This is a genomic window from Plantibacter sp. MPB07 (assembly GCF_046619465.1).
In the GTDB taxonomy this organism is placed as follows: domain Bacteria; phylum Actinomycetota; class Actinomycetes; order Actinomycetales; family Microbacteriaceae; genus Plantibacter; species Plantibacter auratus.
Genome location: NZ_CP177043.1, coordinates 2,703,219 through 2,726,469 on the forward strand (window position 1 = coordinate 2,703,219; position 23,251 = coordinate 2,726,469).

Sequence of the window (23,251 nt, forward strand, 5' to 3'; positions counted from 1 at the left end):
CAAGAGGTAGGGTTTGTGGTCTGACCACACCGCAGTGCCGAAGGAGGATCGATGAACGCACCAGCGACGGCAGCGACGGCAGCGGCCCCGGCGACGCAGCCCGCCAACGCAGCGGCGGAGCCCCGGGCCTGGGAGGTCGTGCTCGCCCGCATCGAGTCGGACCTCCTCAGCGGTGTCCTCACCCCCGGCGACCGCTTGCCCGGCGAACGACAGCTCGCGATCGACCTCGGTGTCGGTCGGTCCAGTGTCCGCGAGGCGATCCGCGTCCTCGAGGTCCTGGGACTCATCCGCACCCACACGGGTTCCGGCCCCACCGCCGGCGCGATCATCGTCGCCACGCCGTCCGGTGGCATGGCCACCCTCATGCGGCTCCAGGTCGCCGCGCAGGGCTTCGCCGTGCAGGACGTGGTCGACACGAGGCTCGTGATCGAGACCGCGGTCGTGCACAGTCTCGCGTCGCGTGCCGAAGCGGCCGTCCCCGATCTCACACACCCCGAGTCCCTGCTCGATGCGATGGACCAGCCCACCCTCACGGAGGCCGAGTTCCTCGCCCTCGACGCGCAGTTCCACCTGTCGCTCGCCGAGGCGGAGGGCAACCAGGTCCTCGTCGCCACGATGTCGGGCCTTCGCGACTCCATCGAGCGCTACGTCCTGGCCGGTGTCCCACAACTGGCGTCGTGGTCAGCCACCGCCGACCGCCTGCGCGCCGAGCACCGGGGCATCGTGGAGGCGATCCGCCACGCCGACGCCGAGCTGGCCCGCCAGTCCGTCCGCTCCCACATCACCAACTACTACCAGGCTCGCGAACTGTCAGAAGACGACAGTCCGCACCCCTCGACACCCACCTCAAGCGACAGTTCGCGGAAAGAAGAGACAGACCATGGTTGAACGCCGCATCCCCAAGCCCCACGACCTCCTGCCGCTCATGCAGTTCAAGAAGCCGGAGTTCAACGCCCGGAAGCGACGCCTGGCGGCCGCCACCACCATCAGCGACCTGCGCACGATCGCGAAGAAGGTCACGCCGACGGCGCCCTTCGACTACACCGACGGCGCCGCCGAGGGCGAGATCTCGCTGGCCCGGGCACGCCAGGCGTTCCAGGACATCGAGTTCCACCCGGCCGTCCTGAAGAACGTCGCGAACGTCGACACCGGCTGGGACGTCCTCGGCGAGCGCGTCGCGTTCCCCTTCGGCATCGCTCCCACCGGCTTCACCCGCATGATGCAGACCGAGGGCGAGCGCGCTGGAGCATCCGCCGCAGCGGCCGCGGGCATCCCCTTCACCCTGTCGACCATGGGCACGACCTCGATCGAGGACGTCAAGGCGGCAGCGCCCGGTGGCCGCAACTGGTTCCAGCTCTACATGTGGAGTGAGCGCGAACGGTCGATGGCACTCGTCGACCGCGCGGCAGCGGCCGGCTACGACACCCTCGTCGTGACGGTCGACACCCCCGTCGGCGGCGCCCGCCTGCGCGACGTCCGCAACGGCATGACGATCCCGCCGTCGCTCACCCCGAAGACCATCGTCGACGCGCTCCCCCGCCCGGCATGGTGGATCAACTTCCTCACCACGGAGCCGTTGGCCTTCGCGAGCCTCGACCGCTGGTCGGGAACCGTCGCTGCGCTCATCGACACGATGTTCGACCCGACCGTCGGCCCGGACGAGGTCAAGTACATCCGCGAGCAGTGGAAGGGCAAGCTCATCGTCAAGGGCGTCCAGTCGGTCGCCGATGCGAAGCTCGCCGTCGACCTCGGTGCGGACGCCGTCCAGCTCTCCAACCACGGCGGCCGCCAGCTCGACCGCGCGCCGATCCCGTTCCACCTCCTGCCGAGCGTCGTGCGCGAGGTGGGCAAGGACGCCGAGGTGCACCTCGACACCGGCATCATGAACGGCGCCGACATCGTGGCGTCCGTCGCGCTCGGTGCGCGCTTCACCTTCATCGGCCGCGCGTACCTCTACGGGCTCATGGCCGGCGGGCGCGAGGGCGTCGACCGCGCGATCCAGATCCTCTCGGGCGAGATCGTGCGCACGATGAAGCTGCTGGGTGTCGCGTCGCTCGAGGAGCTGCAGCCGCACCACGTGACCCAGCTGTCGCGGTTCACGACGCTGCAGCCGATGCCGGAGCAGTCGTCGCTGAGCGCCGGCCGGCCGGCCACCGCGAAGCCCGCGGCACCGACCGCTCGGAAGGCTCCGGCCCGGAAGCCGGCGGCCGCGAAGGCCTGACCTCCCGACCGAACGCGGTCACCGCCGCACTCCACGGGTTGTCCCCGATGTCCTCTATCGCTCCTTCGGGAACGATGGAACCGTCCCGACGGTCGCAGCACTTGCGCCGTCGGGCCGGTGTTCGACGATCTGGAGGCGACGGTGGCACAGCTCCTCGTGATCGGTGGGAGCGGCCGCACCGGGCGACTCATCATCAGCGAGGCTCTCCGCAGCGGCCACTCGGTCACCGCGCTCGTCCGAGACCCCGCCGCCGTCGTCCCCGGCGACCGCCTGACGGTCGTCCAGGGGTCTCCCCTGCGGAGCGAGGACGTCGAAGAGGCCATGCGTGGCGTGCAGGCCGTGATCATCGCCCTCAGCAACATCGGTTCGTCCGACTGGCCGTGGGCACGCCAGGTCAGCCCTCCCGACCTCATCTCGAACGCCGTCCGGGTCGCGACGGATGCGATGCGCTCGCGTGGCCTCCGTCGAATCGTCCTCCTCTCCGCGCTCGGTGCCGGCGAGTCGGTCCGAAGCGTCCCCGCCGGCCTGCGGTGGGCGACGCACTTCCTCCGACTCGGCACCGTCTACGCCGATCACGAGCAGGCGGACGCGTTCCTCCGCCGCTCGGAGCTCGACTGGACCATCGTGCACCCGACCGTGCTCTCCGCCAGCGACGCCCGACGCCCGGTCGTGTCGTCACCGCCGGGAAGCTGGCCGAGCTCGCTCCGGATTCCTCGCTGCGACGTCGCCGCGTTCCTCGTCGACGCGGTCGACGACGAGGACCTCATCGGCTCGGCTCCGGTCATCTCCTCGGGGCCGCGCCGCAGCTGACGGTGCGCCCGCCGACGGGCGCCACCGCGACTCAGGAGCCGGCGGCCGCCCGTGACGCTGCCGGACGACGCCCGATGATGCGGTCCGTCAGTTCGCAGACGCCCCACCAGGTGACGCGAAGCATGGCTTCGACGACGATGCCGCTCGTCATCTTGGAGGCCCCGAGCGTCCGCTCCGTGAAGGTGATCGGTACTTCGACGATCCGCAGACCGGCGCGGTTCGCGTGCCAGAGCATGTCGACCTGGAAGCCGTAGCCGTGGCTGTGGACCTCGTCGAGCTGCAGCCGACGCAGTGCGTCAGCACTGAACACGCGGTAGCCGCCGGTCACGTCGCGGGCGGGGAGCCGGAGCGCGAACCGGGCGTAGGCACTGCCGACCCGCGAGATGGCCTCGCGATGCTTGGGCCAGTTGACGACGGTGCCGCCCGGGACCCAGCGCGACCCGAGGACGACGTCCGCCTCCGCGGTGGCCGCGAGGAGCGCCGGCAACTGCTCGGGGGCATGGGATCCGTCGGCGTCCATCTCGACCACGTTGCCGAATCCGCGCCCGAGCGCCCAGGCGAAGCCGGCCTTGTAGGCGGCGCCGAGCCCTTCCTTGCCGGTGCGATGCAGCACGTGCACCGCCTCGTCCGCGGCGGCGAGCCGGTCGGCGATCGCTCCGGTGCCGTCGGGTGAGTTGTCGTCGACCACGAGCACCTGGACGGAGGGTGCAGCGAGACGGACGCGCGCGACGATCCTCTCCAGGTTCTCGCGTTCGTTGTAGGTGGGAATGATGACCACCGTGGAATCCATGTGCCGTCCTCGTGTCTGCTCAGCCAGCGTAGCGCGCTGAACAGGACCGTATCGGCGGCCTCCGACCGGACGGCCGGACGCTCAGGAAACGGTCGGCGAACGTCCGGCTGGGGGTCAGTTGTTGCTGGCGAAGTGCGCCGGGATGAAGATGGCGAGCGCGATCATGAGGATGCCACCCATGAACCAGACGGCCTGCAGGACGTCCGTGCGGAACGCCTCGCCGAACGCCCACATGCCGCCGGCGAACAGGGCGAAGGCGATCACGACCCAGAACCCTGTTGCATCGCTCAGGGTGCCGGAGCGCCCTGCGTCGGCCCGTTCGTGGTCACGTCGTTCTCCGGCGTCCATGGGTGCCCTTCCTCAGGTTCAAGCGGTCAGTGCAGGTATACGCCGCCCCACTGGCACCCGCAACCCCTCGACACCGACCTCGGTCCCTGAGCCGCACCCGACCCCTGAGACCGCACCACCCCGGCCCCTGAGCTCGTCGAAGGGTTATCCGCGCAGCTCCAGCGTGCAGCACTTCACGCCGCCGCCGCCGAGGAGCAGCTCGGACAGGTCGACGCCGATCGGCGTGTAGCCGCGCTCGCGCAGTTGACGCTCGAACCCGACGGCCCGGGCGGCGATGACGACCTCACGACCGTTCGAGATTGAGTTGAGACCCAGGACGGCTGCGTCCTCGGTGCTCACGTGGATCGCGGCGGGGTAGCGCTGCTCGAGGATGCGGTTGCTCGCCTCGTCGAACGCGGTCGGCAGGTAGGCGATGTTCGCGGGCGAGCCGTCGGCGGGAGCCACCGGGTCGAGCACGGCGATCGCGGTGTCGAGGTGGTAGAAACTCGGGTTCACGAGGTTGAGGGTCACCACCTCGCGGTCGAAGATCCGACGCACCTCGTCGTGGCTGCGGGGATCGGTGCGGAAGCCGGTCCCGGCGAGGATGGTGTCGCCGACGAGCATGATGTCCCCCTCGCCCTCGTTCACGAACTCGGGGCGCTCGACGCGGAAGCCGTTCGCCTCGAACCAGTCCATGTAGGCCGGCCCCTCGGGGATGCGCTCCTCGTAGGTGAACTTCGCCCCGTAGGCGATGCCGTCGAGCGTGAAGCCGCCGTTCGCCGCGAACACCATGTCCGGCAGGCCGTCGAGCGGATCGATGAGCTCGATCCGGTGGCCGAGATCGAGGTAGGCCTGGTGCAGCTGTTCCCACTGCGACACCGCGAGCGAGGTGTCGGTCGGGTCGTCCGGGTTCATCCAGGGGTTGATCCGGTAGCTGACGGTGAAGCGGTCCGGCCGACACATGAGGTACCGGCGGCGGTTCGCGACGCGGGTGCCGGTCGTGGCGTCCTGCGTGGTGGGGGTGGGGTGGTTGAGCGTCGACGGCACGTCGGCCTCCAAACGAGCGAGGGTCGGCGGACGAGGTCCAGGGGCCCGGGGGCACGCCACGTTCATCATTGCATGCGATTCGCAGCGTTTTCACGGAGTTTGGCGCAGGAATGCTGCGAAGTGGCAGCTTTTCGCGCAATGATTGCGCTTACACTGAGTCTCATGGACAACCTCGACCGCGGCATCATCGACCTGCTCCGACAGAACTCACGCGCCGGCTACGGCGACATCGGCACGGTCGTGGGCTTGTCGGCCTCAGCGGTGAAGCGACGCGTCGACCGCCTCGTCGCCGACGGGGTCATCCAGTCGTTCACGATCCAGGTCGACCCCACGGTCGACGGCATGCAGACAGAAGCCTACGTCGAACTCTTCTGCCGCGGCACCGTGTCCCCCAACGAGCTGCTGCGGATCCTGTCGGGCGTCCCGGAGGTCGTCGACGCCGGCACCGTCACCGGGAGCGCCGACGCCATCGTGCACATGCGGGCCAGGAACATCCCAGCCCTCGAGGACGCCCTGGAGAAGGTGCGGATCGCGCCGAACGTCGACCACACCCGCAGTGCGATCGTCCTCACCCGCCTCATCCACCGCCACATCGACTGACCCCTCCCCCGGCCCGCGAACTGTCACCAACGCACAGTGCGGCTCGTTTGAAGTCGCCATTCGTGACCGTTCGCGGGCAGGATGGGCGGATGGAGTGGACGATTCAGGCGGGGACCAGTGTGTTCGAGCAGCTGCGGACGCAGGTGATCGAGGCCGTCCGCGACGGACGACTCGCGACCGGGGCGAAGCTCCCGACGGTGCGCGGGCTGGCCGACGAGCTGGGGATCGCACCGAACACCGTCGCCAAGGCGTACCGGCTGCTCGAGACCGACGGGGTCATCGAGACCCGGGGACGCGCGGGGACGTTCGTGTCAGCGCACGGCGACGCGATCGACCGGCAGGCGCAGCTGGCAGCGGCGGCCTACGCTGACCGCATCCGAGACATCGGTGTCTCGCCGAAGGACGCCGTGGCGCTCGTGGAGGCCGCGCTCCGCGCCTGAGCCGCCGGGCTCAGATGACGCTCTGGGACCAGGGGTCGGGGTTGCCGAACCGGTGCGCCGTGATCGAGATCGCTTGTTCGCGGAGGAAGGGCAGCAGCTCCACCCGTCCGGCCTGCGTGACCGGTCCCGCCCAGATCGCGATCTCGGGGTCGCCGCCGAGCGCCTCTGCGAGTCGCTTCGCGAGCGGCTCAGGCTCGGAGGCCTCCGTTCCGGGTTCCGCCTCCGCGACCGTCTCGGGACGCGGACCGACGATCCGTACCCGGGTCGCGACCGGCGGCTCCTGGCCCAGCTCGCCCGTGTCGATCGACCCGCGGGCCGCCATCCGGGTCAGCCACTGCTCGTCGGTCTCCAGCGAGACGGGGATGCTCAGCTCGGACAACCAGTCGCGGACCTCGCGCGGCAGCCGCCCACCGAGGCTGACGGTGAACCGCGACCGCGACCGCACCGCGGCGATGAGGACCCGCAGCGCATCGCCCAGGTCGGCCCCCGACGCGACGCGTACCGCGACCGGAACCGGCCGGTAGCGCAGGAGGTTCCGTTCCACGCCGAGCTGCGAGACGTCCTTCACCTCGCCGAACTCGTTCCCCCACGCGATCGCGTCGCTGAGCGCCGACCGTCGCAGCACGTCGAAGGCCTCGTAGGTGAGCGACGGCTGGGCCGCCTCGATGAGCTTCACGATGCGGGTGTCGAGCCCGCGGAGGTGCAGACTGCGGCTCGCCGATCCCGGATCCGGTCGCCACTCGCCGAGCCCGAACAGGTAGTTGGGGCCGCCGGCCTTCGTGCCGGTCCCGACCGACGAACGCTTCCACCCACCGAAGGGCTGGCGCTGCACGATCGCACCGGTGATGCCCCGGTTGACGTACAGGTTGCCCGCCTCGACGGTGTCGAGCCACTCCCCGAGATCGACCGGGTCGAGGGTATGCAGGCCCGCGGTCAGCCCGTAGGGGGTCGCGTTCTGCAGGGCTATCGCCTCGGTGAGGTTCGCGGCCTGCATGACACCGAGGACCGGCCCGAAGTACTCGGTCACGTGGAAGGGCGAGCCCGGCTGGACACCGGTGCGGACCCCCGGCGACCAGAGGCGCTCGCTCGGCTGGCCGAAGTTGACCGAGGAGTCGTCGAGCAGCTTCGGCTCGACGAGCCACTTCTCGCCGAGGCGCAGCTCGGTGAGCCCGGCGAGGAGCTTCTCCCCCGCCGGCTCGACGATCGGCCCCATCTGCGTCCGCGCATCGGACGGCCAGCCGACCCGGAGCGAGCGGACGGCGTCCTCGAGCTGTCGCAGGAAGCGGTCGGACCGTGCCACCGAACCGACGAGGATCACGAGCGACGCGGCCGAGCACTTCTGCCCGGCGTGCCCGAAGGCGCTCTTCACGATGTCGGCGACGGCGAGGTCGAGGTCGGCACTGGGCGTGACGATGATCGCGTTCTTCCCGCTCGTCTCCGCCAGCAGCGGCAGGTCGGCACGCCACCCACGGAACAGCTGCGCCGTTTCGAAGGAGCCGGTCAGGATCACCCTGTCGACGGCCGGATGGGACACGAGCCGACGTCCGAGGTCGCCCTCCGCCACATCGGCGAGCACGAGGAGGTCGCGCGGCACCCCGGCGTCCCACAGTGCCTCGACGACCACGGCTGCGCACCGCTTCGCCTGTGGAGCGGGCTTGATGATCACGCCGCTGCCGGCGGCGAGCGCCGCGAGGACGCCTCCGGCCGGGATGGCGACGGGGAAGTTCCAGGGCGGCGTCACGACCGTGAGCGCGGAGGGGACGAAGCTCGCGCCGTGCACGCTCTCGAGCAGGGGCGCGTTGGCCGCGTAGTAGTGCGCGAAGTCGACGGCCTCGCTCACCTCGGGATCGGCCTCGGCGATCGTCTTGCCGGTCTCGCTCGCCATGACCTCGATGAGGTCCGCCCGACGGGAGGCGAGGACCCGAGCTGCAGCGTGCAGGACGGCGGCCCGTTCGGCGGCGGGGCGGGCTCCCCATCGCTCACCGGCGGCGTGGACCATCGTGATCGTGCGTTCGAGGACGCGTGGGTCGTCGATGGCCGCGGCCGCGACCGCTGCGCCACCGAGGGTCGACTGCGGGACGCGCGCCAGGATCGACGCTCCCCACACCCGGTTCGCCGCGAGCGAGGGGTCGGTGTCGGCGGCGTTCTCGAAGCCCGGGGCGCCGTCGACGACACCACCGCGCTCCGAACGGGAGAAGACCGCCGTCTCGACGTACGCCGAGGACGGATCGGCGTGGAAGCGGTCCTCACCGCCGCTCGATCCGCGTTCCAGCCCGAGGACCTGCTGCGTGAGTCCCGCGTCGGGCGCCTGTGCGGGATCGCGGAAGCGGTCGTCCCCGTCGTTGTCGGGCAGCGGTGCCTCCGGGGCCTCCGCGGCGCGGTCCTGCGTCCGGTTGGGGGTCGGCACCTGCCCGGCGGTCTCTCCGAGGGCGTCGACCGACGCGAGGAACCGGCGTCGCTCGCGCGCGAACAGGGTCGGCTTCTCGGCGAGCTCGAACACCGCCGACATGAAGTTCTCCTCGCTGGCGTTCTCCTCCAGACGGCGGACGAGGTAGGAGATCGCGACGTCGAACTCCTTCGGGTTCACGACGGGCGTGTACAGCAGCACCGTCCCGACGTCCCGCTTGATGGCCTCGACCTGACCGGTCGCCATCCCCAGCAGCATCTCGAAGTCCACCCGCTCGCGAACACCGCGGTCGCCCGCGAGGAGCCACGCGTAGGCGATGTCGAAGAGGTTGTGCCCGGCGACCCCGACCCGCACGACGTCCGTGTGCGCCGGCGTGAGCGCCCAGTCGAGCACGCGCTTGTAGTTGGTGTCGGTCTCGCGCTTCGATCCGGTCGTCGCGAGCGGCCAGCCGTGGATCGCCGCGTCGACCCGCTCCATCGCGAGGTTCGCGCCCTTCACGAGCCGCACCTTGATGGGAGCGCCACCGGCGGCCACGCGCTGCTTCGACCAGGCGGTGAGCTGCATCATCGCCTCGAGGGCGTCGGGCAGGTAGGCCTGGATGACAATGCCGGCCTGGTACTGCAGCAGCTGCGGCTGGTCGAGGAGTCGGGTGAAGACCGCGATGGTGAGGTCGAGGTCGCGGTACTCCTCCATGTCGAGGTTGATGAAGGTGCCGGTCGCGAGCCCCTCCTCGTAGAGCGGCACGAGGCGTCGGACGATGCGGTCGACGACCTGCTCGAACGACCACATGGAGAGCTGGCTGGCGATCGACGAGACCTTGATGGACACGTAGTCGACGTCGGGGCGCTGCAGGAGCTCGCGGGTGCCGGCGAGCCGTTTCGCCGCCTCACCCTCGCCGAGGACGGCCTCCCCGAGGAGGTTCAGGTTGAGCCGTGAACCGTCGGCGCGCAGTTTCGCGATCGCGTTGCCGAGCTCACGAGGACGGCTGTCGACGATGAGGTGGCCGACCATGCCCCGGAGGACGCGGCGCGCGGCGGGGACGACGACCCAGGGCAGGACCGGGCCGACCAGACCACCCGTGCGGACGGCGGCCTGCTCGTACCAGGGCAGGAACCGCGGCGTCCGACCGGCGAGGGCGGCGAGGGCGTTCCCGGCGACGAGTGGATCCTCCGGCCGCATGACGCCGTCGACGAACCCGACGGTGAATTCGAGACCGTTGGGATCGCGCAGCACGCCGGCGAGCCGCTCGGCGGCGGGATCGGTCGGAGCTTCCGCCCCTTCGTCGACCCATTTCGACGCGAGAGCGATCGCACGATCCGCGAGTCCGACCGGTTCGGTGGGACCCTCGTTCGCAACGTTCGCCATGCTGCTCAGCCTATGCTCCGATCCGGTGATCCCAGCTGAGGCTCGCGAGTACACGCCTGGCGGCTGAGCACCCCGGTCGGTCACCGCCCTTCGACAAGCTCAGGGACCGGAGGGCCATGTCGCGGAGACCCCGCCCCGGCCGCCGCCCTTCGACAAGCTCAGGGACCGGTGCGCCACATCGCTGAGACCCCTCCCCGGTCACTGAGCCTGTCGAAGTGCGCCTGCGAATAGGGTGTGGTCATGCATTCCGTCGAGCAGTACGACGCCGTCATCGTCGGCGGCGGGCACAACGGCCTCACCGCCGCCGCCTACCTCGCACGCGCGGGCAAGCGCGTCCTCCTCCTCGAGCGCCTCGACCATACGGGTGGAGCAGCCGTCTCGGAACGTCCGTTCCCCGGCGTCGACGCACGCCTGTCCCGGTACTCGTACCTCGTCAGCCTGCTGCCCCAGCAGATCATCGACGACCTCGGGGTCGACGTCCGGCTCGTCCGGCGCCGCTTCTCCTCGTACACGCCCGACCCCGACAACCCGGGCACGGGGCTCCTGATCGACAACCGTGACGACGACGCCACCGTCGCGTCGTTCGCGTCGATCGGGTATCCGGAGGACGCCGCGGGCATCGCCGAACTGCACCGTCGGATCGGTCACCTGGCCTCGGTGCTCTGGCCGACGGTGCTCGAGCCGCTCCGCAGCCGTTCCGATGCGCGTGACGCGGCGATCGCCGCCGCCGCGGACCTCGGGGTGCCGGCCGCGGAGGTCGCGTCGATCTGGTCAGCGGTGTTCGATGAGCCGATCGGCCGTGCCATCGAGGACGCCGCGCGTTCCGACCTCGTCCGCGGTGTCGTCTTCACGGATGCGCTCATCGGCACCTTCGCCCGCGCCGACGACCCGACCTTGCAGCAGAACATCTGCTTCCTCTACCACCTGATCGGCGGCGGGACCGGCGACTGGGACGTCCCGGTCGGCGGCATGGGCGCGGTCACGGACGCGCTGCGCCGCGCGGCCGAGCAGGCCGGTGCCGAGATCCGGACGCTCGCCGAGGTGACGTCCATCCAGCCGGAGCACGGGCTCGTCGCCTACGTGGACCTCGCCGCGGAAGCGGAGCTCGAGGCGACCGAACCGATGGCGACGCTGGACCGGTTCCGGCCTCGTCCCGGGGTCGTCGTCCGCGGCGAGTGGATCCTGTCGGGTGCGGCTCCGGCGGTGCTGGAGCGCCTCCTCGACCCGGCGGCGGAGCAACGGGCGGCCGCGGCCGCGTACGCCGCGTGGTCGGCAGCGCGGGGGACGCCGGTGCAGTGGAGTGATGCCGACGCGATCCTCGGCACGGCGCCAGCGCCGGAGGACGGTGTCCCGCATCCCGAGGGCGCCCAGGTGAAGGTGAACCTGTTGCTGCGGCGGCTCCCCGAGCTCCTCGACCCGGCCGCCGATCCGGCGGCAGCCTTCGGCGGCACCTTCCACATCAACGAGGGCTGGGCGCATCTGGAGCACGCCTACCTCGAGGCGGAGGCCGGCCGGATCCCCGACCCGCTCCCCTGCGAGATCTACTGCCACACGCTGAGCGACCCCAGCATCCTCTCGCCGGAGCTGCAGGCCTCGGGGGCGCAGACGCTCACCGTGTTCGGGCTCCATGTGCCGCATCGGCTCGCGGTCGCTGCGGATGCGATCCCCGGCGGCCACGACGCCTTCCGCGACGCACTGCAGGCCGCGGTACTGCGATCGTTGGACTCGGTGATCGCGGAACCCATCGAGGACCTGCTGCTGCTCGACGCCGAGGGGCGGCCCTGCATCGAGACGCGGACGACGCTCGACCTCGAGCGCTCGCTGGCGATGCCGGGCGGGAACATCTTCCACGGCCCGCTGTCGTGGCCGTTCCTCGAGGACGACGCCCCACGGACGACAGCGGCCGAGCGGTGGGGGGTCGCGACGGCGCACCCGCGCGTCCTGCTCTGCGGCGCCGGGGCCCGACGCGGTGGCGCGGTCAGCGGACTCGGAGGGCACAACGCCGCGATGGCCGTCCTGGACGCCTGACCTGCACGCCGCAGAACGCGTCGCCGCGCTCAGTGGTGGCGGTGGTCCTGAATGGTGATCTTCGGGCCACGACGTGGCTTGTGGATGCCACTCCGGCCGATGAGCCGCAGCACCCGCTGCCGGTGACCAGCCCAAGGAGCGAGCAGCTCGAGCATGCCGTCGTCGTCCACGGGTGAGCCGGTGAGCGCCTGACCCACCGAGGCCGCGAGGTGGTAGTCGCCGACACTCACGGCGTCGGGATCGCCGTGAGCTCGGAGCGTCACCTCGGCGGCCGTCCACACGCCGATGCCCGGCAGGCTCTGGAGGCGCCGCGACGCGTCGTCGGGGTGCTCGTCGAGCGTCCGCTCGATCGCGGAGGCGAGTCGTGACGACCGCACGACCGTCTCCGAGCGCTGCGGCCCGACACCCGCCGTATGCCACTCCCAGCTCGGGATCATCCGCCAGGTCTCGGCGGACGGCGCGACGACCATGCCCTCCGGTGCTGGACCGGGGGCGGCATCGCCATGTCGGCGCACGAGCAACCGCCACGCACGCCACGCTTCGAGTGCGGTCACCTTCTGCTCGAGGATCGACGGCACGAGCATCTCGAACACGAGCCGGTTGCGGCTCAACCGCAGTCCCGGGTTCCGCCGGGACACCTCGGTGAGGAGCGGGCTCCGGCTCACGTCGAGTTCCGACCAGTCGTCGTCCCGACCGAGCAGCTCCGGCACTCCGGCGATCATCCACTCGGCGCCCGGACCCCAGGCGGCCGCCTCGACCTCGCCGTCGCGGACCGTCGAGACGTACAGGGTCGCGCCGCCCTGTGGGGTGCGTGCCGTCAGCCAGACCCCGCCAGGCGTGCGGCGGTAGCAGGGGCCGTCGCCTCCCCGGGCGATGAGGCGCAGGGTGCTGTGGACGTCGAGTGGACCGCTCGGGCGGTACACCGTCCGCATCGGTTCCGCCTCGCGCGGCACCGGTCCGGTCGACTGCAGCGCGGCCTCGACGGACGACAGCGACGGAGCGGCGAACGATGTGGAGGCGGACATGGTGGTCACCCTACGTGGTGACCACCGACATCCGGCGACGCCGACGACGGTCGAGGATCGCGAAGACGCCCCGACCGCCGCCGATCCGCTATCGCACCAGGCGGAAGTCATACCCGGCCTGATCGATGAACGTTCCGTTCACGCGTTGCTCGACGCGTCCGCCCTGGTAGCGGCCCGGGAGGTAGTCCCGACTCCATTCGACGGTCCACGAGCCCGAGGAATCGGCCTTCGTCGTCCCGAGTCGGGTGCCCCAGGCTCCGATGATCTCGATGTCGGCCAGCGGTGTCGCCGTGCCGGTGAACACCGGCCGCGTACCGGTGAGGGTGTCGCCGATCCTCGGCGAGGTCACCCTGAGGACGGATGCGACGGTGAAGTCGTAGACGGAGCGGTGCGTCTCGACGCCGCCGACGATCTGTCGGACGGTGCCACCCGCGTACCGGGCGGGGAGCAGCGACTTGTTCCAGGTGATCGTCCAACGCCCACTCGCAGCCACGGCCTCGGTGGTGCCGACGAGATCGCCCCAGGCGCTCCAGATCTCGAGCCTCGCGCCAGGCTGTGCCGTGCCGCTGAACTCGGGCACGGACGAACCGATGACGCCACCGGTCGCGGGCGATTCCAGGACGAGCGGGGCGACGACGGCGCGGGCTGCCACGGTGAAATCGTACGGCGCACGGGACTGCTCGACACCGTCGATCTCCTGGCGCACGGAGCCGCCGCTGTACCGACCGGGGGTCAGGCTCTTGTTGATCGGCGCCACCCAGCGACGGTCGTCTCCGACCTCGGCTGCAGCGATCTCCGTACCCCAGGCACCGATCACCCGGATGGTCGCGCCCGGCTCTCCACGACCGCTGAACACCGGGTCTGCGGTCTCGACGGTCTCCCCGATGGCGGGCGAGAGCAGGGTGACGTCCTCGACCGGGCCCGGCTCGGGCGCGGGCTCCCGATAGGTGAACCGGAGCGGTGCCGTGGTGCGCTGTTGCCCGAAGACCTGCGTCGCGGTCGCGGTGTACGCGCGCGGCTCGAGCGTCCGGAGTGACTGCTGACTCCAGGCGCCGGTGCCATCCACCTCGACGTCGACCAGTGTCACACCCGTCGTGTCGTCGAGGACGGTCACCCGCGCGCCCGGTTCTCCGAGACCGGAGAACACCGGACGCGGATCGTCGACCGTGGCGTCGAGTGCGGGCGTTCGGACCGTCACCGCTGTGACGACGCGGTAGGTCAGCGACCAGTTCGCGGTCGAGTCGTCAGAGCGTTGACGAACGGTGCCGGACTGCGCTCCGGGCGCGAGATCACGGGTCGGAACGGCAGACCAGGTGCCCGCTGCGGTGACGGTCGCCGTGGAGAGTGGTCCGCCGGACGAGTCGAGGACCTCGACGACCGCATCGGGCGTGCCTCGCCCGCTGAACACGGGACGTGGCTCCCGGACGACGGAACCGGGCGTCGGCGCTTCGAGGGTGACCGGGATGGCGACGGGGACGGGATCGAGTCCCTCCGGGGTGACCCGGTCGGCATCCACGACCGAGCCGAACCCGCCCACGGCCAGCCTGCCGTCGAACTGACGGAGGAAGCCACCTGCTCCGCCGTTCGAGACGAGGCCGTATCCGCCGACACGGTCGTTCGCGAACTCCTCCCAGCCCCATTGCTGCGCGGTCGAGCCGGTGCAGACCGCCGGGTACACGTACTTGTAGGCCTGCGACGGATCAGGCTGGAGGCACCTCGTGACGCCTCCGACCGTGGTCGTGACCGGACCGGACGCATCCACCGACGGGAACGTCCAGCGGCCGGATGCGGCGAGCGCCTGGTCGAGCGTGGCGTGCAGCGTCACCCTGGCCGGGTTCAGGACGTCCGTCGAGCCACCGACCGCGAAGAAGGCGTCCGAACCGGAGGGGAACGCCTGGCCGACGAACCTGCCCTCGACCGAGGACACCGCCGGGGTCGTGTCAGGCGCCGGCCCGGCGGCTCGGGCGGCCGGACCGGTGAGCAGACTCGCCGTCATGCCGAGCAGACTCACGATGGCGATGGGGATGGGGAGTTTCATGGGCGATGGGCGACCTTTCGCAAGGGTGCGCCCGAGACGACCCGAGGGAGGGCCGTCCGGACGCACCGGCGGAGCGTTCGCGAACGAACGCGGTCAGCCTACAAGTATTCCAGTTGCTTAATCCAGTATGTCGACCGACTCTTCCGGTTCACCAGTCGCTCGGTGCCGACGCCTTCGTGGGCGGCAGGGCGACATCCCTCGCCCACTGCGCCTGCCACGCAGGGAGGTCGGTTGGAGCCGGGCCGGTGAGCTCGATGAGCTCCGAGAGCGCCACCACGCCGCCCGAGCGCTTGAGGAACCGACCTCGCACGAGGGCCTGGGTGTAGATCTCTCCGCCCACGACCACCCGGTGTTCGATGAACACACCCTTGTCGTCATAGCCCGTGACCCGGGTCTCGACGGCGAAACGCTGCCAGGGCTGCAGCGACTTCCGGAAGGTGATGCTCTCGCTCGACACCACCGGGTACCAGCCCAGGCGCTTGAAGCGATCCCAGAGTCCGTTCCGGATCAGGAGGTCGAACCGGCCGAGGTCGAAGATCGACAGGTAGACACCGTTGTTCATGTGGGCGAGGACGTCGAGGTCGGTCGGCAGCACGCGCAACCGGATCCGTCCGACGTCCCAGGTGTCGAGGCGCTCGCCGCGACGGGCTCGACGGCGGGACTGCAGGAACATGGCGATGGTGCGGAAGATGAGGTGCACGGATGCGACCGTATCCCGCCGGCGCGGCGTCATGCACCACGGTTGTCCTGACTCGACAACACCCGGGTCCTGGGACACCTGGCGACGTGTGGCGTTCGACACACCCGGGCCGGATCGCCGACGGTCAGTCAGCGGCGACGGTGTTGCCCTCCCCGCTGTCGGTGACCACCGGCGCCGACGAGGTCGCGACCTTGTTGCCGTTGGCTCCCTCGACGAACGTGACGTTGTCGACGGTCGAGACGTTCACGAGGGTGATCGAGCTGTTGAACGAGAGGTTCACGACGGCTCCCGTCACGGTCACGATGCTGTTGGAGGCCTCCACGACGACGTTCTCGCAGTCGCCGTCGATGGTCACGTTCGAGCTGTCGTCGACGATGGTCGCCGTGCCGTCGACGCACTCACCGGCGACGTCGGGGATCGTGTACTCGGAACCGGTGGTGGATTCGGCGGCAGCCGTCGGTGACGCGCTCGTCGTCGACGTCGCATCCGCGTCGGTGCATCCGGCGAGGGCGATGACGGCGAGGCCCGCGGCGGCGAGGAGGGTGGGTTGCTTGGACATGGGTGCTCCTTCGGAGGCTCGGTAGGGGGAAGCAGGGGCCGCCGGCCCGGTGCAGTGACACCGGGCCGGCGGCCCGAAGGTCAGCTCACTGGGTGAGGGTGAAGTCGTACGCGGACGAGGCGATGACCTTGCCGCCGACGGTCTCGGTCACCGCGCCGCCGGAATAGCGCGCCGGGAGATAGTCACGCGGCCAGATGATGGTCCACTCCCCGGTCCGCGGGTCGGCGATCGCGGAGCCGAGGTCGGTGCCCCACGCGCCCGTGATCTGCACCCGCGCCCCGGGGTTCGCCGCACCGGTGAACACCGGCCTGGTGCCGGTGAGGGTGTCGCCGACTCTCGGCGAGGTGACGACGAGTCGGGGCTGGACGATCGTGAAGTCGTACACGAAGGTGTGCGTCGGCACCCCGTCCACGAACTGCTTCACGGTGCCTCCGGCATACCGGCTCGGCAGGAGGCTCTTGTTCCAGGTGATCGACCAAGCACCGCTCGCGTCGACCCGCTCCACTGAGCCGAGGACGTCGCCCCACGCGCCACGGATCTCGATGCGCGACCCCGGTTCGCCGGTCCCACGGAACACTGGGGTCGTCTCACTGATCGTCTCGCCGCGCCTCGGCGACTCGACCACCAGAGGGGCGATCGGCTCGTCCGGTGCCCGGACGATGTTCGCCGTGAAGTCGGCGATCGTGGTGCGGGAGGAACCGTAGGTGACCTTGCCGCCCGTGGCCTCGCCGACGGGAGCGTCGTCGTTCGCCCGCAGTGTGAACCTCAGCGTGGTCGCGCCGACCGGCAAGACACCCCCGAAGCCCAACGCGTCGAGCGTGAAGGCCGGGTGGTCGACCGCGGTGATCCGCGTGTACACCGGGTGGTAGACGTCGATACGCTGACCACCGGCATCGGCGTTGAACGTCGCCTCCACCTCCACGGACTGACCGGGGGTGAGCGTCGGTCTGGGGATCGAGGCGCCGGGCGCGAGCGGCGACGGGACCGTGAAGTCGAAACGCACCTGGACATCCGAACCGGTCCCGCTCTGGGTCGTGGTTCCCGTGTAGCGGCCGGGCTCGAGCTGGATCGACGGAACCGACCAGGAGGTCGAGTCCAGGGGGACGTTCGTGCTCGCGAGCAGGGCCTGCGCGTCGGTGCGGATCGAGATGGACGATCCGGGCTGCCCGATACCGCTGAACGTGGGGGTCGGCGTGTCCACCGTGGCGCCGATCGCCGGGGTCCGCAGTTCGAACGGCTCGATCGGGGCCAGCTGCGACTCCACGACGACATCGGTGAGCGCGTCCATCGTGAGCTCGACGAAGGTGTCGTTGTCCGTCCCGCCCAAGGAGTACGGACTCGACACCGGGTACAGGGCGTAGCCGGCCACCCACGTGTTCGAGACGTACCGCCACTCGAAGTCCTGCGACGGGGAACCGGTGCACGTCCGGGCTGCGACGAGCGCGCGGGAGCCGTCGCCGGCGGGCGTCAGGCAGAGCGTCGAGGACGTTCCCGTGCCGGTGATCGGCCCGGCCGCACCGACGGCAGGGAGGGAATACGTCCCCGCGAGCGACGCTGCTCCGCCCACCGAGGACGAGTACAGCCGCTGGACGTTGCGACCCGACTCCGGCGAGGAGAGCCCGACGTACGCCGAGGATCCGCTGGAACGGTTCTGCAGGACGAGCTTGCCGATCACGCGAGACGAGCCGGCCGCGGGGGCCACGGCGTCCGACGCACCGGGGGCATCCCCGGTGCCGAACGCGTCACCGGGTGCGTCGTCGTGCTCCTGCGGGTCCGCGATGGACCCGACGGGCGGAGCAGCGGATGCCGGACCCGGGAGTCCCACCGCGGTGAGCAGGATGGTCGCGGCGGCCAGGGCCGAGAGCGTGGAGCGCCGGAACAGGGAGCGCGGAGCACGGATCAGAGCAGTCACGAGGACCGAGGCTACTCATCTGGAATATCGCCGTGGGGGCTGCCGCCGAATCTGTGGAGAACTCGTCCTCAGTCGGTCGGCACGTGCCGCTCGTCTGGCCCGACGTACTCGGACAGCGGACGGATGAGCGCGTTCGACGCCAGCTGCTCGGCGATGTGCGCCGTCCACCCGACGATCCGAGCGGCGACGAACAGTGGCGTGAACGTGGCCGTGTCGAACCCGATCAGGTTGTACGCCGGGCCCGAGGGGTAGTCGAGGTTCGGCTTGATGTTCTTCCGCGCGACCATGTCCGCTTCGAGCGTCGTGTACAGCTCGAGGACCTCGGGCTTGCCGTAGTGCTCGGCGAGCCGCTCGAGCGCCTTGAGCATCGTCGGCACGCGCGAGTCACCGTTCTTGTAGACCCGGTGTCCGAAGCCCATGATCTTGCGCTTCTCGGCGAGCGCCGCGTCGAGCCAGGCGCTGGCCTGGTCAGCCGTCCCGATCTCGTCGAAGACGTGCATGACGGCCTCGTTCGCCCCACCGTGCAGGGCGCCCTTGAGCGCGCCGATCGCGCCGGTGACCGCCGAGTACAGGTCGCTGAGGGTCGAGGTGATGACCCGGGCGGTGAACGTCGACGCGTTGAAGGAGTGCTCCGCGTAGAGGATCATCGAGACGTCGAACGCCTCGACGACGACCGGATCGGCTTCTTCTCCGAAGGTCATGAAGAGGAAGTTCGCGCTGTAGCCGAGGTCGTCGCGCGGCGGGACGAGCTCGAGGCCGTGGCGGCGGCGCTGGTCGTAGGCGACGATCGCGGGCAGCTTCGCGTACAGGCTCGCGGCCTTCACCGCGTTGGTCTCGGCGGTGTTGGTCTCGGCGGCCGGGTCGTTCGCGCCGATCACGCTGACGGCCGTGCGGAGGGCGTCCATCGGGTGGCTCTCGGTCGGAAGGAGGTCGATGGCCGCCTTGACGTTGTCGTCGAGCGCGCGCTGGCCCCGCTCCAACGCAGTGAACTCCGCGAGTTCGGCGTCCGTGGGCAGTTCACCGTTCCAGAGCAGGTACGCGACCTGCTCGAAGCTGCAGTGCTCGGCGAGTTCCTGGACCGGATACCCGCGGTAGAGCAGGGAGTTCGTCTCCGGGTTCACCTTCGAGACGCTCGTCACGTCGACGACGACGCCGGCGAGACCCTTCTTGATGTCGCTGGTCGCTTCGGTCATGCGTTGCTCCTTTGCGTACTGCCTGCGCGCGTCCTGCGCGCGTCGGTCGAGCTTGGCACCCGGCTCGCCCCTCGACAAGCTCGGGGAGCGGAGACCCAGGTGGTGTTCACCGGTGAGGGGACGCCTACCGGTCGATGGTGAAGTTGAAGACCGAGGTGTCGAAGCGGTTGTAGCCCTCGTAGTCGATCAGTTCGTAGAGGTCGGCACGGTGCTGCATCTCACCGAGCTTGCTCGTGAGCGAGCCCTCGTCGTTCAGCGTGTCGAGCGCGCGACCGGCGGCGCCCATCGCGATGCGGAGGAGCGACACCGGCCAGATGACGAGGTTCACGCCCACATCGGCGAGCTGCTGAGTCGTGAACAGCTCGCTCTTGCCGAACTCCGTCATGTTGGCGAGGATCGGCACGTCGACCGCGTCGCGGACGGCGGCGAACTCCTCGAGGGACCCCATCGCCTCGGGGAAGATCGCGTCGGCTCCGGCGTCGACGAGCTGCTTGGCCCGGTCGATCGCGGCGTCGAGCCCGTCGACGGCGGCGATGTCGGTGCGCGCCATGATGAGCAGGTTCGGGTCTCGCCGGGCGTCGACGGCGGCACGGATCCGGCCGAGCGCAGTGGAGGTGTCGACGACCTGCTTGCCGTCGAGGTGGCCGCAGCGCTTCGGGTTGACCTGGTCCTCGATGTGGAGCCCGGCGAGCCCGGCGTCCTCGATCTCCTGGACGGTGCGTGCGACGTTCATCGGCTCCCCGAAGCCGGTGTCGGCGTCGACGATCGCGGGCAGCTCGGTCATCCGGGCGATCTGCTTGGCGCGACCGGCGACCTCGGTGAGGGTCGTCAGTCCGATGTCGGGCAGCCCGAGGTCGGCGGAGAGCACCGCGCCGGAGATGTAGACGCCGTCGAAGCCCTTCTGTTCGATGAGCCTCGCTGAGAGCGGGTTGAACGCGCCCGGGAAGCGCAGCAGCTCACCGGTGGCGAGTCGCTCGCGGAACAGCCGGCGCTTCTCGGCCGGCGTGGTCTCGCTGTACAGCATCAGCGCAGTCCCTTCTGGAGGTCGGCCGGCATCAGAACAGGCCGGTCGGGTGGGGTGCCGAGGCGAGGACCCCGGAGGCGGCCTGGATGCTCAGCTGCTTGACCTCGTCGGCGTCGAGTTCCGGGAGGCGTTCGGCGAGCGCGAGGAAACGCTCGATCTCCTCCGGGTCGAGGACGTCGGCGGCGAGCGTGCGGAACTTGTGGACGTAGTCGGCGCGCGCGAACGGCCGGGCGCCGAGCGGGTGGGCGTCGGCGACGGCGATCTCATCGACGATGGTCGACCCGTCCGTGAGCGTGATCTCGATGCGCCCGCCGAACGCCTGTTCCGCCGGGTCCAGCGAGTGGTAGCGGCGCGTCCACTCAGCGTCCTCCGCCGTCGAGATCCGGTGCCACAGCTCGACGGTGTCGGCGCGGGTGGCGCGCTCGGGACGGTAGGAGTCGACGTGGTGCCATGCGCCGTCCTGCAGCGCCACCGCGACGATGTAGGGGATGGAGTGGTCGAGCGTCTCGCGCGACGCCGTCGGGTCGTACTTCTGCGGGTCGTTCGCGCCGGAGCCGATGACGTAGTGCGTGTGGTGCGAGGTGTGGAGGACGATGCGGTCCACGGCTCCGGGGGCGAGGACTTCCGGATGCTCGTGGTGCAGCTTGCGGGCGAGGTCGATCCACGCCTGCGCCTGGTACTCCGCCGAGTGCTCCTTCGTGAAGGAGTCGAGGATTGCGAGCTTCGGCTCACCGGCGCCGGGCAACGGGACGTCGTACGAGGCGTCGGGGCCGTCGAGCAGCCAGGCGACCACGCCGTCCTCGCCCTCGTAGATCGGCGACGGGCTGGTCTCGCCGCGCATCGCCCGGTCGACGGCCTCGACCGCCATCTTGCCGGCGAACGCGGGAGCGTGCGCCTTCCAGGTGGAGATCTCGCCCTTGCGCGACTGGCGGGTGGCCGTCGTGGTGTGGAGTGCCTGGCCGATCGCCTGGTGGATGGTGGCCTGATCGAGGCCGAGCATCGTGCCGATGCCGGCCGCGGCGCTCGGGCCGAGGTGTGCGACGTGGTCGATCTTGTGTCGGTGCAGGCTGATCGCCTTCGCGAGGTCGATCTGGATCTCGTAGCCGGTCGCGATCCCGCGGACGAGGTCGGCGCCCGTGCAGCCGACGTGCTGCGCCACCGCGACGATGGGCGGGATGTTGTCGCCCGGGTGCGAGTACTCGGCGGCGAGGAAGGTGTCGTGGAAGTCGAGCTCGCGCACGGCGACGCCGTTGGCCCAGGCCGCCCATTCCGGGGAGACGCGGCGGGCGAGGTCGGGCCCGAACACCGTGGCACCGTCGCCGCCGGTGCTGACGGGGTGGCTGAGCGCCTGGGCGCGAGCCGAGGAGACGGGCCGGCGCGTGAGCGAGGCGGCTGCGACGGCGGCGTTGTCGATCACGCGGTTGATGATCATGTCGACGACCTCGGGCGTCACCTCCACCGGATCGGTCGCGACGCGGGCGAGCTGCCAGGCGAGCTGTCCTTCGCGGGCGAGGTTCTCGTCACTGCGGTGGACGCGCAAGTGGTGCTGGATCACGGGTGTTCCTTTCGGGTGCGGCCCGTCCGAGTGTGCTGCGGGGCGTCGCGTCCTCCAGCCTACGCCCGCGGGTCCGTGGCGCCGCAGCAGGAGAACCGCCCGGGAACAGGACATTTCGCGTGGAACGGTCCTGCTGTCGCGCTGTTCTCCTGGCACCGTGGAATACCAGCTTCGTTCTCCGCATCCACCCAGCCCGTGTACACCGCGCATACGGCGGCCACGGACAGAGTGACACGCGTACCGACCCCTGACGAACCGAAGGAGACGACCGTGCCGATGCACACCCCTGGGGCACCACAGACCTTGCACCTGTTCGGCGACGTGGTCCGAGCCGAGGCGCTCCACTACACCGAACTGTTCGCGGAGAAGCCGTTCGTGCCGGCCCTGCTGCTCTACTGCTCGAACGGTGCGTACCGCATCCTGTCGCCGGGCGAGGACCACCCCGGCAGTTACGTCGCCGAAGGGCCGCTGTCCGCGGAGCGGGTGCGCGTGAACTTCATCTCGTGGCCGTCCGAGGACTGGAACCGGAACGTCGCCTTCCACGTGCTCGACTTCGACCGGACGACCGGAGGGTTCACCCAGCGACTGCGGCTCCCGGGCGATCCCGAGCCGAGGCACCAGGCCGGCCGCCATACCGAGGTCACCGACCTCGGTGCCTGGGACGCGGACACGACGTGGGAGACGGCCGAGCCGCTCCTTCACGAGACCTTCGAGGCACTCGCCCGCGGCTGACGGAGCGAGCGGTGGGCCGAGCGAGCGGCTGGCCGTCAGCGGACGGGACGAACCAGCGTGTCCGGACGATCGCCGACGGTCGGGGTCAGGCGGCGAGCAGCTGCGGGTCGGCCGCGGGGCGCAGCGGGGTGATCGTCGCGTCGGCGAGCGCGTCCTCGGCGAGGGGCAGCTCGACGACGATCGGAGCCGCCGCGGTCTCGAAGCGGTCCGCGATGTCGAACATCAGCGCGTCGAGGCGGGTGCGGAGCGCGTCGGCGATGGTCACCACCACCTCGGAGGAGGCGTCCTTCCGGCCGCGTTCGATCTCCGACAGGTAGGGCGTCGAGACGGCTGCGGCGGTCGCGACGTCCTGCAGGGTGCGCCCCTGTTCGAGTCGACGCGTGCGCAGGGCCGCGCCGAGGGCTTCGCGGTACAACATGGCGACTCCTTCCGGCTGCGGGCGCGGGCTCCGTGACCGCGTGCTCTCACTGTAGGCGCG

The 23,251-nt window shown here is 70.4% G+C and carries 20 protein-coding genes; 7 read left to right on the forward strand and 13 right to left on the reverse strand.

All coding sequences use genetic code 11. The annotated features are described in order from the left end of the window. Positions 1 to 51: 51 nt before the first annotated feature. The 3 genes from ACLIME_RS12475 (at position 52) to ACLIME_RS12485 (ending at position 3,031) form a co-directional block, all read left to right on the forward strand. Positions 52 to 888: a FadR/GntR family transcriptional regulator gene (locus tag ACLIME_RS12475; protein ID WP_411557110.1), complete on the forward strand. Its 837-nt coding sequence runs from the start codon at positions 52 to 54 to the stop codon at positions 886 to 888. Continuing rightward, positions 881 to 2,221 (forward strand): alpha-hydroxy-acid oxidizing protein, encoded by a 1,341-nt coding sequence (locus ACLIME_RS12480; protein WP_411557111.1) that lies wholly within the window; start codon positions 881 to 883, stop codon positions 2,219 to 2,221. Before ACLIME_RS12475 ends, ACLIME_RS12480 begins: the two co-directional genes overlap by 8 nt. Before the next feature lie 117 nt (positions 2,222 to 2,338). After that, the gene (locus ACLIME_RS12485; protein WP_274500144.1) at positions 2,339 to 3,031 is read left to right on the forward strand and encodes an NAD(P)-dependent oxidoreductase; all 693 of its coding nucleotides are present in this window, start codon (positions 2,339 to 2,341) and stop codon (positions 3,029 to 3,031) included. 31 nt (positions 3,032 to 3,062) lie between these two features. Here ACLIME_RS12485 and ACLIME_RS12490 read toward each other — a convergent pair whose 3' ends face one another. The 3 genes from ACLIME_RS12490 to ddaH form a co-directional block, all read right to left on the reverse strand. Then, on the reverse strand, positions 3,063 to 3,821 hold the full coding sequence (locus ACLIME_RS12490; RefSeq protein ID WP_411557112.1) for a polyprenol monophosphomannose synthase: 759 nt from the start codon (positions 3,819 to 3,821) through the stop codon (positions 3,063 to 3,065). A gap of 114 nt (positions 3,822 to 3,935) precedes the next feature. Then, entirely contained in the window at positions 3,936 to 4,169 is a 234-nt protein-coding gene (locus ACLIME_RS12495) for a hypothetical protein (protein WP_064294883.1), read from the reverse strand. A gap of 144 nt (positions 4,170 to 4,313) precedes the next feature. After that, on the reverse strand, positions 4,314 to 5,111 hold the full coding sequence (ddaH, locus tag ACLIME_RS12500) for a dimethylargininase (RefSeq protein ID WP_411558797.1): 798 nt from the start codon (positions 5,109 to 5,111) through the stop codon (positions 4,314 to 4,316). A 246-nt stretch (positions 5,112 to 5,357) separates the two neighbouring features. On the opposite strand from ddaH, the gene ACLIME_RS12505 reads away from it, so the two are divergent. Then, entirely contained in the window at positions 5,358 to 5,795 is a 438-nt protein-coding gene (locus ACLIME_RS12505) for an Lrp/AsnC family transcriptional regulator (RefSeq protein WP_079706386.1), read from the forward strand. An 89-nt stretch (positions 5,796 to 5,884) separates the two neighbouring features. Beyond that, positions 5,885 to 6,235, forward strand: coding sequence for a GntR family transcriptional regulator (locus ACLIME_RS12510; RefSeq protein ID WP_411557113.1), 351 nt, complete (start codon positions 5,885 to 5,887; stop codon positions 6,233 to 6,235). Between the two features lie 10 nt (positions 6,236 to 6,245). Here ACLIME_RS12510 and ACLIME_RS12515 read toward each other — a convergent pair whose 3' ends face one another. Then, positions 6,246 to 10,007, reverse strand: coding sequence for a proline dehydrogenase family protein (locus ACLIME_RS12515; protein WP_411557114.1), 3,762 nt, complete (start codon positions 10,005 to 10,007; stop codon positions 6,246 to 6,248). A gap of 240 nt (positions 10,008 to 10,247) precedes the next feature. Between ACLIME_RS12515 and ACLIME_RS12520 the strand changes: the two genes are divergently transcribed. After that, positions 10,248 to 12,035 (forward strand): phytoene desaturase family protein, encoded by a 1,788-nt coding sequence (locus ACLIME_RS12520; protein ID WP_411557115.1) that lies wholly within the window; start codon positions 10,248 to 10,250, stop codon positions 12,033 to 12,035. A gap of 29 nt (positions 12,036 to 12,064) precedes the next feature. Here the strand turns inward: ACLIME_RS12520 and ACLIME_RS12525 are convergent, their stop codons facing one another. From ACLIME_RS12525 to ACLIME_RS12560, 8 genes are all read right to left on the reverse strand, one after another. Next, positions 12,065 to 13,060, reverse strand: coding sequence for a DNA-3-methyladenine glycosylase family protein (locus tag ACLIME_RS12525; RefSeq protein ID WP_411557116.1), 996 nt, complete (start codon positions 13,058 to 13,060; stop codon positions 12,065 to 12,067). An 88-nt stretch (positions 13,061 to 13,148) separates the two neighbouring features. Continuing rightward, a complete protein-coding gene (locus ACLIME_RS12530; RefSeq protein WP_411557117.1) occupies positions 13,149 to 15,098 on the reverse strand; it encodes a hypothetical protein in 1,950 nt (649 codons plus the stop codon). A gap of 148 nt (positions 15,099 to 15,246) precedes the next feature. Beyond that, complete coding sequence (locus ACLIME_RS12535) at positions 15,247 to 15,798, reverse strand: acyl-CoA thioesterase (protein ID WP_411557118.1); 552 nt, start codon at positions 15,796 to 15,798, stop codon at positions 15,247 to 15,249. A 124-nt stretch (positions 15,799 to 15,922) separates the two neighbouring features. Then, positions 15,923 to 16,357, reverse strand: a complete 435-nt coding sequence (locus ACLIME_RS12540; RefSeq protein WP_124767634.1) for a hypothetical protein — start codon at positions 16,355 to 16,357, stop codon at positions 15,923 to 15,925. Between the two features lie 85 nt (positions 16,358 to 16,442). Continuing rightward, a complete protein-coding gene (locus ACLIME_RS12545; protein WP_411557119.1) occupies positions 16,443 to 18,269 on the reverse strand; it encodes a hypothetical protein in 1,827 nt (608 codons plus the stop codon). A 68-nt stretch (positions 18,270 to 18,337) separates the two neighbouring features. Then, positions 18,338 to 19,462, reverse strand: coding sequence for a bifunctional 2-methylcitrate synthase/citrate synthase (locus tag ACLIME_RS12550; protein WP_411557120.1), 1,125 nt, complete (start codon positions 19,460 to 19,462; stop codon positions 18,338 to 18,340). A gap of 124 nt (positions 19,463 to 19,586) precedes the next feature. Further along, positions 19,587 to 20,486, reverse strand: a complete 900-nt coding sequence (gene prpB, locus ACLIME_RS12555; RefSeq protein WP_411557121.1) for a methylisocitrate lyase — start codon at positions 20,484 to 20,486, stop codon at positions 19,587 to 19,589. 31 nt (positions 20,487 to 20,517) lie between these two features. After that, the gene (locus tag ACLIME_RS12560; RefSeq protein ID WP_411557122.1) at positions 20,518 to 22,041 is read right to left on the reverse strand and encodes an MmgE/PrpD family protein; all 1,524 of its coding nucleotides are present in this window, start codon (positions 22,039 to 22,041) and stop codon (positions 20,518 to 20,520) included. Between the two features lie 270 nt (positions 22,042 to 22,311). On the opposite strand from ACLIME_RS12560, the gene ACLIME_RS12565 reads away from it, so the two are divergent. Beyond that, the gene (locus ACLIME_RS12565; RefSeq protein ID WP_411557123.1) at positions 22,312 to 22,773 is read left to right on the forward strand and encodes a hypothetical protein; all 462 of its coding nucleotides are present in this window, start codon (positions 22,312 to 22,314) and stop codon (positions 22,771 to 22,773) included. Between the two features lie 85 nt (positions 22,774 to 22,858). Here the strand turns inward: ACLIME_RS12565 and ACLIME_RS12570 are convergent, their stop codons facing one another. Beyond that, positions 22,859 to 23,191, reverse strand: a complete 333-nt coding sequence (locus ACLIME_RS12570; protein WP_079706375.1) for a helix-turn-helix domain-containing protein — start codon at positions 23,189 to 23,191, stop codon at positions 22,859 to 22,861. Positions 23,192 to 23,251: the final 60 nt, after the last annotated feature.

Excerpts from the sequence above, each read along its gene's own strand:
- ACLIME_RS12475 (WP_411557110.1), top strand. The coding sequence starts at position 52 with ATGAACGCACCAGCGACGGCAGCGACGGCAGCGGCCCCGGCGACGCAG.
- ACLIME_RS12480 (WP_411557111.1), top strand. The coding sequence starts at position 881 with ATGGTTGAACGCCGCATCCCCAAGCCCCACGACCTCCTGCCGCTCATG.
- ACLIME_RS12495 (WP_064294883.1), bottom strand. The coding sequence starts at position 4,169 with ATGGACGCCGGAGAACGACGTGACCACGAACGGGCCGACGCAGGGCGC.
- ACLIME_RS12540 (WP_124767634.1), bottom strand. The coding sequence starts at position 16,357 with ATGTCCAAGCAACCCACCCTCCTCGCCGCCGCGGGCCTCGCCGTCATC.
- ACLIME_RS12525 (WP_411557116.1), bottom strand. The coding sequence starts at position 13,060 with ATGTCCGCCTCCACATCGTTCGCCGCTCCGTCGCTGTCGTCCGTCGAG.
- prpB (WP_411557121.1), bottom strand. The coding sequence starts at position 20,486 with ATGCTGTACAGCGAGACCACGCCGGCCGAGAAGCGCCGGCTGTTCCGC.
- ACLIME_RS12505 (WP_079706386.1), top strand. The coding sequence starts at position 5,358 with ATGGACAACCTCGACCGCGGCATCATCGACCTGCTCCGACAGAACTCA.
- ddaH (WP_411558797.1), bottom strand. The coding sequence starts at position 5,111 with ATGTGTCGGCCGGACCGCTTCACCGTCAGCTACCGGATCAACCCCTGG.
- ACLIME_RS12550 (WP_411557120.1), bottom strand. The coding sequence starts at position 19,462 with ATGACCGAAGCGACCAGCGACATCAAGAAGGGTCTCGCCGGCGTCGTC.
- ACLIME_RS12490 (WP_411557112.1), bottom strand. The coding sequence starts at position 3,821 with ATGGATTCCACGGTGGTCATCATTCCCACCTACAACGAACGCGAGAAC.
- ACLIME_RS12520 (WP_411557115.1), top strand. The coding sequence starts at position 10,248 with ATGCATTCCGTCGAGCAGTACGACGCCGTCATCGTCGGCGGCGGGCAC.
- ACLIME_RS12510 (WP_411557113.1), top strand. The coding sequence starts at position 5,885 with ATGGAGTGGACGATTCAGGCGGGGACCAGTGTGTTCGAGCAGCTGCGG.
- ACLIME_RS12530 (WP_411557117.1), bottom strand. The coding sequence starts at position 15,098 with ATGAAACTCCCCATCCCCATCGCCATCGTGAGTCTGCTCGGCATGACG.
- ACLIME_RS12515 (WP_411557114.1), bottom strand. The coding sequence starts at position 10,007 with ATGGCGAACGTTGCGAACGAGGGTCCCACCGAACCGGTCGGACTCGCG.
- ACLIME_RS12570 (WP_079706375.1), bottom strand. The coding sequence starts at position 23,191 with ATGTTGTACCGCGAAGCCCTCGGCGCGGCCCTGCGCACGCGTCGACTC.